At 63.8% G+C, this 11,482-nt stretch carries 11 protein-coding genes; 5 read left to right on the top strand and 6 right to left on the bottom strand.

Features of this window, described 5'->3' with window-relative positions; all coding sequences use genetic code 11:
* Nucleotides 1-212 precede the first annotated feature (212 nt).
* The 3 genes from ACQR1W_RS02200 to ACQR1W_RS02190 all read left to right on the top strand — a co-directional run bounded on the left by ACQR1W_RS02200 (nucleotide 213) and on the right by ACQR1W_RS02190 (nucleotide 2,510).
* Nucleotides 213-1,394: a bifunctional 2-C-methyl-D-erythritol 4-phosphate cytidylyltransferase/2-C-methyl-D-erythritol 2,4-cyclodiphosphate synthase gene (locus ACQR1W_RS02200; protein ID WP_434849275.1), complete on the top strand. Its 1,182-nt coding sequence runs from the start codon at nucleotides 213-215 to the stop codon at nucleotides 1,392-1,394.
* A 64-nt stretch (nucleotides 1,395-1,458) separates the two neighbouring features.
* Nucleotides 1,459-2,070, top strand: coding sequence for a CinA family protein (locus tag ACQR1W_RS02195; protein ID WP_434849274.1), 612 nt, complete (start codon nucleotides 1,459-1,461; stop codon nucleotides 2,068-2,070).
* 149 nt (nucleotides 2,071-2,219) lie between these two features.
* Nucleotides 2,220-2,510 carry a hypothetical protein gene (locus tag ACQR1W_RS02190; protein WP_434849273.1) on the top strand — a complete coding sequence of 97 codons (291 nt, stop codon included), beginning with the start codon at nucleotides 2,220-2,222 and terminating at the stop codon, nucleotides 2,508-2,510.
* Between the two features lie 71 nt (nucleotides 2,511-2,581).
* Here ACQR1W_RS02190 and ACQR1W_RS02185 read toward each other — a convergent pair whose 3' ends face one another.
* On the bottom strand, nucleotides 2,582-3,400 hold the full coding sequence (locus ACQR1W_RS02185; RefSeq protein ID WP_434849272.1) for a glycoside hydrolase family 16 protein: 819 nt from the start codon (nucleotides 3,398-3,400) through the stop codon (nucleotides 2,582-2,584).
* Between the two features lie 14 nt (nucleotides 3,401-3,414).
* Entirely contained in the window at nucleotides 3,415-4,458 is a 1,044-nt protein-coding gene (locus ACQR1W_RS02180; RefSeq protein ID WP_434849271.1) for a hypothetical protein, read from the bottom strand.
* 595 nt (nucleotides 4,459-5,053) lie between these two features.
* On the opposite strand from ACQR1W_RS02180, the gene ACQR1W_RS02175 reads away from it, so the two are divergent.
* A complete protein-coding gene (locus ACQR1W_RS02175) occupies nucleotides 5,054-6,037 on the top strand; it encodes an alpha/beta hydrolase family protein (protein WP_434849270.1) in 984 nt (327 codons plus the stop codon).
* A 35-nt stretch (nucleotides 6,038-6,072) separates the two neighbouring features.
* On the opposite strand, the gene ACQR1W_RS02170 is transcribed toward ACQR1W_RS02175, so the two are convergent.
* The 4 genes from ACQR1W_RS02170 to lipA all read right to left on the bottom strand — a co-directional run bounded on the left by ACQR1W_RS02170 (nucleotide 6,073) and on the right by lipA (nucleotide 10,639).
* Nucleotides 6,073-6,420 carry a DUF1127 domain-containing protein gene (locus ACQR1W_RS02170; RefSeq protein ID WP_434849269.1) on the bottom strand — a complete coding sequence of 116 codons (348 nt, stop codon included), beginning with the start codon at nucleotides 6,418-6,420 and terminating at the stop codon, nucleotides 6,073-6,075.
* Nucleotides 6,421-6,841: 421 nt separating this feature from the next.
* Nucleotides 6,842-8,206 (bottom strand): FAD-dependent oxidoreductase, encoded by a 1,365-nt coding sequence (locus tag ACQR1W_RS02165; protein WP_434849268.1) that lies wholly within the window; start codon nucleotides 8,204-8,206, stop codon nucleotides 6,842-6,844.
* A 993-nt stretch (nucleotides 8,207-9,199) separates the two neighbouring features.
* A complete protein-coding gene (locus tag ACQR1W_RS02160) occupies nucleotides 9,200-9,673 on the bottom strand; it encodes a type II toxin-antitoxin system RatA family toxin (protein ID WP_434849267.1) in 474 nt (157 codons plus the stop codon).
* A gap of 6 nt (nucleotides 9,674-9,679) precedes the next feature.
* Complete coding sequence (lipA, locus tag ACQR1W_RS02155) at nucleotides 9,680-10,639, bottom strand: lipoyl synthase (protein ID WP_434849266.1); 960 nt, start codon at nucleotides 10,637-10,639, stop codon at nucleotides 9,680-9,682.
* A 135-nt stretch (nucleotides 10,640-10,774) separates the two neighbouring features.
* On the opposite strand from lipA, the gene ACQR1W_RS02150 reads away from it, so the two are divergent.
* The gene (locus tag ACQR1W_RS02150) at nucleotides 10,775-11,452 is read left to right on the top strand and encodes a DNA-3-methyladenine glycosylase (RefSeq protein WP_434849265.1); all 678 of its coding nucleotides are present in this window, start codon (nucleotides 10,775-10,777) and stop codon (nucleotides 11,450-11,452) included.
* Nucleotides 11,453-11,482 lie beyond the last annotated feature (30 nt).

Here is an 11,482-nt window from a genome sequence, read left to right as displayed (position 1 = left end):
CGGATTTTTGCATGGCTCCGGGGGTCCTGGCGACCGGGCGGTGACTACGGCCTAGGCGATTCGGCTTCGCCTGCCCGTGTCGTTACCCACCATCGAGACCTCGGCACCTTCCGACGTCGCGCCCGTGATCGTGCTCGCTTACGTCAGGCGGGCGATGTATGAAGCGCGCCTCAGCCTCACCTCATCGTGTTCTTCATCAATCATCTGTTCCTATGACCAGTTCTCAGCGTACCGCAGCCATTCTCGTCGCAGCCGGGCGTGGCCTGCGCGCCGGCGGCGGCGGGCCCAAGCAGTACCGCATGATCGGCGGCCGTACCGTCATTCATCGTGTGCTCGCGGCCTTCGCCGATCATCCCGAGATCGATATCGTGCAGCCTGTCGTGAATCCTGACGACATCGACGTGTTCAGCGCCGCTGTCAGCGGGCTTCGCCACGCAGCACCGGTCAATGGCGGCGCGACGCGGCAGGCTTCCGTGCTCGCCGGTCTCGAGGCGCTGGCGCCGCACCGGCCCGAGATCGTGCTGATCCATGATGCCGCGCGCCCCTTTGTCTCGGGCGCGGTGATCTCGCGCGCGATTCTCGCGGCTGATAAGACCGGCGCCGCGATCCCTGTGATCCCGGTCAATGACACGGTCAAGCAGGTCGGCGAAACCGGCGACATCACTGCGACACCGGAGCGCGCGAAACTGCGGATCGCCCAGACGCCGCAGACGTTCAAGTTCGAGGTGATTCTGGAGGCGCATCGCCGCGCCGCGCGCGATGGGCTCAACGAGTTCACAGATGATGCTGCGATTGCCGAATGGGCGGGATTGACGGTTGCGACCTTCGAGGGCGATGTTGCCAATATGAAGCTGACCACACCCGAGGATTTTGTGCGCGAGGAGGCGCGGCTTGCGGCTGCGCTCGGCGACATCAGGACTGGAACCGGTTACGACGTGCACGCGTTTGGGCCTGGCGATCACGTCTGGCTCTGCGGCCTGCGCGTGCCGCATAGCAAGGGCTTCCTGGCCCATTCGGATGGTGACGTCGGCTTGCACGCTCTGGTTGATGCAATTTTAGGCGCCTTGGCCGATGGCGACATCGGGTCCCATTTCCCGCCGTCAGACATGAAGTGGAAGGGCGCCTCCTCCGACCAGTTCCTGAAATACGCCGTCGAGCGCGTCACCGCGCGCGGCGGCCGGATCGCCAATCTCGAAGTGACGATGATCTGCGAGCGGCCGAAGATCGGCCCGTTGCGCGACCAGATGCGGGCGCGGATCGCCGAGATCTCGGGCGTCGACATGTCGCGGGTCGCAGTGAAGGCGACCACCAGCGAGAAGCTCGGCTTCACCGGCCGCGAGGAAGGCATCGCGGCCACCGCGAGCGCCACCATCCGCCTGCCCTGGAGCGCGTAGCATGGTCAGTGCATCGACGCCTGCAGAGCATTCGGTTTGATGTTCGCATGAGGAAGCGCGGGACATGGCAAGCGAACGTCAAACAGCGTCCACCAGCGCCCTCGCCCGCGCCCTGCTCGATCTCTGCCGCTCGCGCAAGCTGACGATCGCGACCGCGGAGTCCTGTACCGGCGGCCTGGTCGCCGCGGCCCTGACCGACATTCCCGGCTCTTCCGACGTCATCGACCGCGGCTTCATCACCTATTCGAACGAGGCCAAGCGCGCGATGCTGGGCGTCACCGCCTCGACGTTACAGACCTTCGGCGCCGTTTCGAAAGAAACCGCGATCCAGATGGCGGTCGGTGCGCTCGAACGTGCCGATGTCGATCTCGCGGTCGCCATCACCGGCATCGCCGGCCCCGGCGGCGCCACCCCAGGCAAGCCGGTGGGTCTCGTGCATTTCGCCTGTGCGGCCCGCGACGGCCGCATCATCAACCGCGAGCAGCGCTTCGGCGCGATCGGCCGCAGCGCCGTGCGCGTCCGCTCGGTGGTCGAAGCCTTGCGTATGCTGATGGAGCTGGCCCGGCCGCAAACCGCCGTGAAACCCAAGCGCGCCGCCGCGACGCGCCTGCGCCCGCGCGTGGCGCGCAGCCCGCGGCTGCATCCGGTGAAGCGGCCGCGGCCGCCGCGGGCTTAATCAGTAACGTGTGCGTAGCCTCGCTACGGCGCCATTGCGAGCGTAGCGAAACAATCCAGCATTCGTCCAAAAAATTCGAACGCGGAGGCTTCGACTGAAACCGCCTTCGCTTGATCCATCGTACTTGCGTCTCGCTAAGGCTTACCTCAATGACCTACGCTCCCAAGATTGTTCTGCAGCTGCCTATATCCGATCTCGATCTCCTGGATTCGTTCGTCGAAGAATGCCTTCGTGATGGCGTGTCGCTGATAGCCATTGTCGGAACGGGCGCCAGCAAGATTGATGACATCATTGACGAGATCGTCGCAGGCGACGGCTCTGATCCGGGTCGTTACATAACCACTTCATTCCACGAGGACGCGACGACTGAGGAGGTCTTGGAGTTCGCTCGCATGTGGGAGATGGACCGAGGTCAAGCGATCCAGTTAGTCAAGCTGTAGATTTTTGTAAGCCGATAATGCCACTCGTAAGATGGTCTTGCGCCCGACCTTCCTGAGCGTATAGCAAGCGCTCAAAGCGAATAGACGCGCAACGACCTGACATACATGGCGTGACCGGCCGGATTGGCGGGGATCTTCCCGGCATAGTCCATCAATGCCGAAGACAGCCGGATGTCCGTCGGGCCCTTGATCGACCCGTTGGTACGGATCGCCGCAACCGGTTCTCCGTCCACCTCGAATACGATGTCGGTTGGGGTCCACAGCACGCCGAAATCGTGAAACTCTTCCGCGAAATTTTCGGCGAAGCGGCTGTCGAAGCCAACGGCGATGGGGAATTTGCCGTCGATCCTGTTGTTGTCGTGGAGCGTCATGCGATCGATGTTCGGATAGTGCAGTTCACAGACATCGATCTCGAAATGATCCTCGGTGACCAGCCAGAAGGCGTTGTTGAGGCCGTCGATGTCTCCGGCCTTGATGGTCGCTTCAAAGAAGCCGTAGCCGAAATGTTGCCGGCTGATGATGAAGCCGGTCGACCATTGCGCCCGACAACCTGTGGCGACGCGGGTCTGCAGTTGCAGACCGGACGACGTCGCGACGACATTCTCCGGTCGTCGGCATGATTTCAGATCATCGTCGGACTGCATCAGCCATTCAGAGCTGAGCGCCGCCGCGGCGGTGAAATCGGTCGCAAACGCGGGCTTTCCGTGTTGTCCGGCGCGATAGCGCGCGATCGCGGTTCGGTCGGCGCCCGTGACTGGGCGCCGCGTTCCCCACGGTTGGTCTGGGTTGCCCCAGCTCAGCTTCTGCAGGCTCGCGGCGTGCGATGCGGGCACCCCAAGGACTGCAGCGACAAGGAGAATGAATCTCAGCGCAACCGAATTCACACCCATATCCAACTCCCTGCTCAGAAAGGGCTGAGCGCGTGTTTGCCGGCCTCGCCAACGCCGCCGCAGCGCTCGAGGTCGAACTGTGAATCTCCGGTCCAGGAATAGTAGATCAGGCCAGCAAGCCGACCTTCCTTGGCGAGCTGGGCGAAGTCGCCCATCATGTCCTGCACGAGACGGGCATGATCGCCCTCTTCCGATGCAGGGCAGGCCTTGCTCGCATAGGCAAAGCCCCACTCGGTGATCCAGCACGACTTCCCGCCGGGGACGCAGATCGGATCGACCAGTGCCCGCAGGCGCTGCATGCGATGGATCGCCGAAGCCTTGTCGCCGGGATGGTCGCCCCAGGGATAGGTGTGCAGGTTGTAGCCGTCCACGAGCCGGTCGAGTCCATGGGCGCGGAAGAATGTCATGATCGCCCCGACGCTGACGCCATCATACGGCTTCGGAGTCGGCCACGGCCCTTCCTGCTCGATGTCGACGAGGCTGGTCGGCAACAGCGGCGTGCGCTTGTTGAGCTGGGAACGGTCCCGCACCTCTTTCAGCACTTCGAGCACCTTGAGGTATTGCAGATAGCCCTTGGCGACCTGCTGCCCCTCCGGATCATGCGACAGGTCGGCGAGGCCGAGCACGCGGCCTTCACCGGGCAGCCGGAAATCCGGATCGTTGCCGGCCATGTTGATCTCGTTCTCCAGCTCCAGGCCGGCCAGCGTCACGCCATCCGCTTCCAGCTTGCTCATGAGCTCCTGGAAGTATTTGGCCGAACGCTCCGGGTCGAGCGCGGACAGCGGCGGCCCCGGCCACATGCCCGGAAACTCCTGCGGCCGAAATGGCCGCTCCGGAGCACCCGGCGTGTAGAGGCCGTGCAGGATCAGGACTGTCGAAATCTGATACGCATAGGCGCGTTGGATGAAGTCGACGTTCTTATCCTCATCCTGGGCGTACATGCCGAAGCGGATCACATGGACGCCGAGTGACTGCAGCTCGGCGAGCTTTGCGTTCTGATCCTCGACGCTGAACTGCAACGGATGCACGAAGTCGACGCCACGCAGCACGTCGTGCAACGACGCCGCAGCGACAGAGTGAAGGACGGCGGGCCAGAGCGCGAAAACGGCAACGTAGATGCACCACCGTGCCGATATTCTTTTCCGATTGGGCCGGACCATGGTCTTGCGCATGAGTGCCTATACCGGTCGTCAGGGGCGCGATCGCGAGCCGACCGCTTGGCGTCAACGTTCCGCGGCGATAGATGCTGTATAGATCAGTTCGTTTTCGCTCATGGATCCGAATCCTCGGCGGAATCGCGGCGATCTTCAACCTGTCTCACTTGCGTCATCCGTACGCGGCGGGCCGAGGCCTGAAATGAGAGCCCTTGGAAGATGGCGGGCTTGCTATGAACTGCGGCTGAATACGAGCGACAGTTTCGGTGGCTCCCGTGCGGGCGCCTTCGCACTGGATCGTGGACATCGCTTATTCAGCGACGCCGCGCACAGGGCCAAACAGCTCTACAGATGACGCCTGCCCGCCACCCGCATATCGTCGTTCATCTTGCTAGTCGGTGGAGGTGAGCCCAGCGGAATCGGTTGCGCGAAAGCCCTCTCGCGAGCAAGCCTTGACACAATTCCGTCGTGCCTCTTCGTTCAGATATTGCTTTACCCGATGGGGGCCGATTTGCTGCACAGGACATTCGGGGCGCTCGCCCTGACGTTGATCTGCTTCGCCTCACCTGCCCGCACCGCCGGCCTTCAGCTGCTCGAGGCCGATCCGAAGCTCCACGGCATCATCTGGACGCCTTGCGCGACCCCATCTGCGAGCGTGCCGCTCGGGAGCCTTGCCGTGTCTGGGCTGGAAACGCTGCCGGGGGTCAAGGATTGCCCGATCAAGGGCACCAAGCTGCCGCTAGTGATCATCTCGCACGGCCGTGGCGGCTGGGTCGGCGGCCACCATGATGTCGCGGAAGCGCTCGCGGATGCCGGCTTCATCGTCGTGGGGATCAATCATCCCGGCGACACCGTCGACGATTCATCTCAGCGCGACAGTCTGTCGGTCTGGCTATCGCGACCACAGGAAGTCGAGCGCCTGATCGACTTCATGCTGAAGGACTGGACGGACAAGGCGGCGGTTGATCCCGACCGCATCGGCTTTTTCGGCTTCTCCCGTGGCGGCTACACCGGGACCGTTCTGGCGGGTGTCGATCCGGACTTCGACAGGGTGGCGCAATACTGCACGCAACCGGGACCGTACTGCGATCAGATCCGCAAAGGCGACGTCCCGAAGACCTGGCCCCATGACAACAGGATCAAGGCGGCCGTCTTTGCCGATGCGGCCCACACCGTCGGCTTCACCAAAGCCAATCTGGCTGCTATCAAAATCCCGCTACAGGTCTGGCGCTCGGAGCTCGGCGGCAATGGCGTCGATCCCGAAGGCACGGCGCGCGTCACCGCCGGCCTCCCCGGCCATCCCGAAATTCACGTCGTGCCGGCCGCTCACTTCGCGTTCCTGGCGCCCTGCTCCGCGGAGCTCGCAGCGGCGGTGCCGCGTATCTGCGCCGATGCGCCGCCCGACTTCGACCGCGCGGCGTTCCATCGCGAGTTCGATGCTGAGATCGTCAGGTTCTTCTCCGAGAAGCTGATGGGCAAATAACGCCTCCCGTCGAACAGCAGCTTCGGTGGCCCCGCTCACGCCCGCCAGAACGGACGGCGGCACAGCCGTCGCGCCTGCTCGCGTGTCAGGCCGTAATCCTCCAGCACCTCGTCGGCCATCCACGGCAGTTCGCGGCCGAACCTGCGCCGCTCACGCCAGCGCTCCCACCAGATCCGCAGGATCGACACGGTCTCCCGATGAACGCGGTCATCATCGCGAGCCGCGCTCACAAATGGATAGATGATCGCAGCCGGTTTCGCCGGCCTGGAAGACCTCGATGATCTCGGTCGATCACGAGGTGGGTTGACCAAGTCGCGAACTCGCGTCACGTCATCGGACGGACGCAGCTGTTTGATGCGGAGCTTGTCTGTCGTGCGCTTCATGGCGGGCTCCCTGGGGATTTTGACGAACCTGCCGGCCATAAAAAAAGCCGCCAAGTCAGGCGGCTGTTCGGATAACTTGCTGCAATATCTTAAGAGTCAGCACGATCCTCCAGCCGCCAGCGAATTGCGGTGCGTGAAGTGCCAAAAGCGGCGGGTGGCGACGGTGATCATGGCCCGCTCTATAGCGCGCCGATCTCAGTCTGTCATTCTCTAATCTGGCGAGTATCGCACAAACTATTCAGGTGTGGCGCGCGGTCAAACCGTTGGGACCGATGCCGATTCGTTGCGCATCGCTGTGAACGCTTCAGGTTGCGCGAGGCTTCGTCGCGCGATCCAACGGACCGCGCGACGATGATAGCGACGCCGCGCTTTGCGATATCTGCCAGCCTCAGGCGATGAGCAAGCTCGCCCGCAGCACAACCTAGCTCGCCGACGCTTGCATCCGATCAGCCGGCGCCTGCGCGTGGGCCTCGATCCGCCGCTGGATGTCCGGGCTCTGCAGAAGCTCGAACGGCTTGACGAGCTGGATGACGTCCGAGAACGCCGTCTGCACCACCGGATCGGCGACCACGGCCCGGAACAGGGCCGCCTCGAACTGCTGGCTCTCATCATATCGTTCAGGACGCTCGCCGCGCGTGCCGGGATAGGCGAAGTCGGCATTCACGCCCATGCCCCACGGCGCCAGGAGCAGCGGGCCGACCTCAGTCATGAACTGCCTCTGCAGCGCTGCGATCGGGTCCGCCTCGCCGGCGACCCGGCCGAGACTGTCGCGCAGCAGCTTGGCTTGCAGCGCCGCCACCGTCATTCCCTGCCCATAGATGGGGTTGAAGCGACACAGGGAGTCGGCGATCGGAAGCACGCCATCCGGCAATCGCTCCAGCCGCTCGAAATGTCGCCAGCAACTCTCATCGAGGACAAAATGTCTGAGGCCTTCGAGCGGTGTGAGATGACGGACAGCGTTATAGACCGTCTGCGTCTTGACCCGGCGCAATGCGGTCAGCATCTCCTCCCAGGTCTGTGGGCGCGTTGGCGCATGGTGCTCGCTCAGGGTGAGGAGACAGCGGTCCTCCCCGGTCGGCATCAGGATCGCTGCGGTCGTCAGCCCGGGTGGGTCGGCATGCGTGGCCGCCAGCTCCCAGTCGCGGGCTTCCCCAGCAGGCCACGGCAGAACCGCTGTCGTATAGCTGATGTCGACGCCGACCGCCGTCTCCGCCGGGCGCGGCAAGCCAAGCTTGTCGAGCAGCGCCAGTGTGAGCGCGCCACGACCGCCTGCGTCGATCACGAGATCAGCTTCGAGCGTCGAGAGCGCGCCGTCGCCGCTTACGAAACGCACCGATGGGCGTATCCCGTCCGCCAAGAGTTCGGTCACGCGACAATCCGATCGTAAGGTGACATTGGCGAGCGCGGCCACCCGTTGCCGCAGCACTGCTTCGATCAACGGTCGAGAGGCAGACAGGATGGTGGTGCCGCAATCGCGCCGTGGTAACGGACCGACATCCGGCCGTTCGAATTGGATGTCCCGGAACGCGTTGATCGGCACCGCTCCCGCGTCGGCGAGCGCGCGCTCGAAGCCCGGAAGTAGCGCATTGAGCGCCTGCAGGCCGCCGGCCAACAGGCCGTGCGGATGCCGATCCTGCGGCGTCCCCGCACGGGGCGCAGTCGATGACGGCAGCGTGTCGCGATCGAGAACGACGACCTCCCCGAAATAGGGTGACAGCGCGCCGGCCGCGGACAAGCCGCCCATGCCGGCTCCGATGACGATGGCACGCTGACGCAGACGGCTCATGCTGTGGCTCCCTCAGTTCGGCCCACCATCCGCTCGCCCGGCTTCAGCATTGTTTCGATCACGCCGGATCGCGTTGCGTCTGTAGCTGGAACAAGGCGACGATCGGGCCGATGGCCTGTCGGGCAAATCAATCGAGTGCGCGGGCCATCCGACCCATTGGACCTCGTCGGCGGCCCGATAGCGTTGCGCGCCGAAAAACTATTTTTTCGAGCGATCTCATCGTGAAAGCCCGCTTCAAGTCCTCCGGCGGAAAATATTTGTCTTTCTCTTTTTCAGAAATCGTGTTTGGCTTGCGTCATCCCGCCTCGCCAAGAGGGGAGCATCGCGATCGTCACGGCGCGTGAGGCGGGCAAGCGGTGGCCGCTGATATGCCGCAGCGCGTGTTTGACGTGCGGACGAACGGCATGACGCGGACGTGAAATCGCAGCGTCCTGACACCCCGACGCTGGTGTCCAGCGCAACGCGCGCAAGCGCGCTGGCGCTGACGCGACGGAGCTTTGCTTCGCGCGGATATGGTGGCCAAAAAGCCCGGCGCACCAGGGAGACTGCGTATAAGCGTGAAGACCATCGCGCGGAGAATGCCGGGATGTCTCGGCTGCACCTGTGGTAACTGCCGCCTGCTTTCTTGTTGCAGGCGGGCCATGGGAGTGGCCAGCTCCCGGCATTCCCCGCGCCCTCTTCTGTTTTTCGAGGGTGTGAGCTGCGCAAGACTCGGGCGTATCAGCGCCGCGAGATCGCGGACTCACAACTGCTGTTTGAGACGTGGATAGGAAGGTGACGAACCTCACCGCGCGCCCCGGAATGACGAGGTTGGAAAGGGCTCGCGCCTCAATCTCCGCTGTCCTCCTAGGCAAGCTCGCGAAGCGAGCGCGGATCACAGGGAGGTGTTGTGAAAGCAGGATGACTGCCTACGTGCGCTTCATCGGAAATCTCGCGGTATGGGTCCCCGCGTTCGCGGGAACGACAGCGGAGGATGACGCGATAGCGCCCCGCTTACGTCGACGATGCTGCGGGCTTGCGGCCGTAGATCGCATCGGCCCTCTTCTCGAAAGCCGAGGACAGGCGCTTGAACACCGTGTCGAACATCGAGCCCATCAGCATCGCCAGCATCCGGCTCTTGAACTCATAGGCGATGAAGAAGGTGACCTCGCAGGCCTCGCCATTGCGCGGCTCGAAACTCCAGCGGTTTTCCAGCGAGGAGAACGGACCGTTGACATATTCGACCAGGATCTTGCGGTTGGCGCGATCCAGCGTGACGCGGCTGGTAAACGTCTCCCTCACCAGCTTGAACGACACCGTCATGTCGCAGACGATGACTTCCGTGCCGTCAGGCTTGTCGCTGCGCTGACGCACGACCAGCGACTGACACAGCGGCACGAATTGCGGATAGCGCTCGACGTCGGCCACCAGATCGAACATCTGCTCGGCAGTATGCGGAACGCAGCGCTTGTTGGAAAATCTCGGCATGATCTCTCAGCGCGCGATCGCCGCGCGCGCCGCCTTCAGCTTGGCAAAATCCTCGCCGGCATGATGCGACGAGCGCGTCAGCGGGCTCGCCGACACCATCAGGAAGCCCTTGGTGTAGGCCACGGTCTCGTAGCCGGAAAATTCCTCCGGCGTGACGTAGCGCATCACAGCGTGATGCTTGCGGGTCGGCTGCAGGTATTGGCCGATGGTCAGGAAATCGACGTCAGCCGAGCGCAAATCGTCCATCACCTGCAGCACTTCGTGCCGCTCTTCGCCCAGGCCCACCATGATGCCCGACTTGGTGAAGATCGTGGGATCGAGCTCCTTCACCCGCTGCAGCAACCGCACCGAGTGGAAATAGCGCGCGCCGGGCCGGACCGAGAGGTAGCGCGACGGCACGGTTTCGAGATTGTGGTTGAAGACGTCGGGCTTGGCTGCGACCACGAGCTCGAGCGCGCTGTCCTTGCGCAGGAAATCCGGCGTCAGCACCTCGATCGTCGTGGTCGGGCATCTATCGCGGATCGCGCGGATGGTCGCGGCGATATGCGCAGCGCCACCGTCGGCAAGATCATCACGGTCGACGGAGGTGACGACGACGTGGGTCAGACCGAGCTTGAACGTGGCCTCGGCCACATGCTCCGGCTCGCTGGCATCCAGCGTATCCGGCAGGCCGGTCTTGACGTTGCAGAAGGCGCAGGCCCGCGTGCAGGTGTCGCCCATGATCATGAAGGTCGCGTGCTTCTTGTCCCAGCACTCGCCGATGTTGGGGCAGCCGGCCTCCTCGCACACGGTGACGAGCTTGTTCTCGCGCACGATGTTGCGGGTGTCGGCATAGCCGCGGCTGGTCGGCGCCTTGACCCGGATCCAGGCCGGTTTTGCGGGCGAAGCGGAATCCGGCCGGTTCACCTTTTCGGGGTGGCGGGGGCGCAGCGGCGTGTTCGAGATCGTGTCGACGATGGTGACCATGGACATTCTTGCAATTGGCTGTTCGGCCTTAGCTATTCCGTACCGCGGTTCCCCGCAACCAGCTCGCCCAACCTAGCAGGACATGGCAGATATGGGCAGCGCCCCCGGTATTTATCCTGGTTGATTCCCTTCAAAATGGCTCGAAATCCTCCTCCCGTCTCAGCAGTTTCGCCGTCCGGGCATCGGCGCAGGCATCCCCCCAAAGCAAAGGGGCTGACGCGTGCCTTCTTTGCGCGCAGCGTGCACGAGGTGGCGCCGGACCTGATCGGAACGACCTTCCTGGTCGACGGCGTCGGCGGCATCATCGTCGAGGTGGAGGCCTATCACCACACCGAGCCGGCCGCGCATTCGTTTCGCGGCGAGACGCCGCGCAACGCCGTGATGTTCGGGCCGCCCGGCTTTGCCTATGTCTACCGCTCCTACGGCATCCATTGGTGCGTGAACTTCGTCTGCGAAAAGGAGGGCTCGGCGAGCGCGGTGCTGATCCGCGCGATCGAGCCGACCATGGGCATCGAGGCGATGCGTCGGCGGCGCGGCCTCGAGGATGTGCGTGCGCTGTGCTCCGGCCCCGGCAAGCTGACGGAGGCGATGGGGATCACGATTGCTCACAATGCCCTGCCGCTGGATGCCGCCCCGATCGAGCTGTTCGCTCGCGTTGGCAATGTCGAGGTGAACAGCGGCGTCCGCATCGGCATCACCAAGGCCGTCGACCTGCCCTGGCGCTACGGACTGAAGGGCTCGCGGTTCCTGAGCAAACCGTTTCCGCCCCCTCCTGTCGTCCCGGGCAAGCGCAGCGCGACCCGGGACCCATAACCACAGGGAGTTATGGTGACGAAGAACGAC

The sequence above is a fragment of the Bradyrhizobium sp. HKCCYLS1011 genome (genome assembly GCF_051167795.1).
Lineage (GTDB): Bacteria > Pseudomonadota > Alphaproteobacteria > Rhizobiales > Xanthobacteraceae > Bradyrhizobium.
Note: the sequence above shows the minus strand (reverse complement) of the source record. Positions and strands in the feature narration are given on the sequence as shown.

Coding starts and splice junctions, on each gene's coding strand:
- ACQR1W_RS02200 (WP_434849275.1), top strand. CDS start 213: ATGACCAGTTCTCAGCGTACCGCAGCCATTCTCGTCGCAGCCGGGCGT.
- ACQR1W_RS02195 (WP_434849274.1), top strand. CDS start 1,459: ATGGCAAGCGAACGTCAAACAGCGTCCACCAGCGCCCTCGCCCGCGCC.
- ACQR1W_RS02190 (WP_434849273.1), top strand. CDS start 2,220: ATGACCTACGCTCCCAAGATTGTTCTGCAGCTGCCTATATCCGATCTC.
- ACQR1W_RS02185 (WP_434849272.1), bottom strand. CDS start 3,400: ATGGGTGTGAATTCGGTTGCGCTGAGATTCATTCTCCTTGTCGCTGCA.
- ACQR1W_RS02175 (WP_434849270.1), top strand. CDS start 5,054: ATGGGGGCCGATTTGCTGCACAGGACATTCGGGGCGCTCGCCCTGACG.
- ACQR1W_RS02170 (WP_434849269.1), bottom strand. CDS start 6,420: ATGAAGCGCACGACAGACAAGCTCCGCATCAAACAGCTGCGTCCGTCC.
- ACQR1W_RS02165 (WP_434849268.1), bottom strand. CDS start 8,206: ATGAGCCGTCTGCGTCAGCGTGCCATCGTCATCGGAGCCGGCATGGGC.
- ACQR1W_RS02160 (WP_434849267.1), bottom strand. CDS start 9,673: ATGCCGAGATTTTCCAACAAGCGCTGCGTTCCGCATACTGCCGAGCAG.
- lipA (WP_434849266.1), bottom strand. CDS start 10,639: ATGGTCACCATCGTCGACACGATCTCGAACACGCCGCTGCGCCCCCGC.
- ACQR1W_RS02150 (WP_434849265.1), top strand. CDS start 10,775: ATGGCTCGAAATCCTCCTCCCGTCTCAGCAGTTTCGCCGTCCGGGCAT.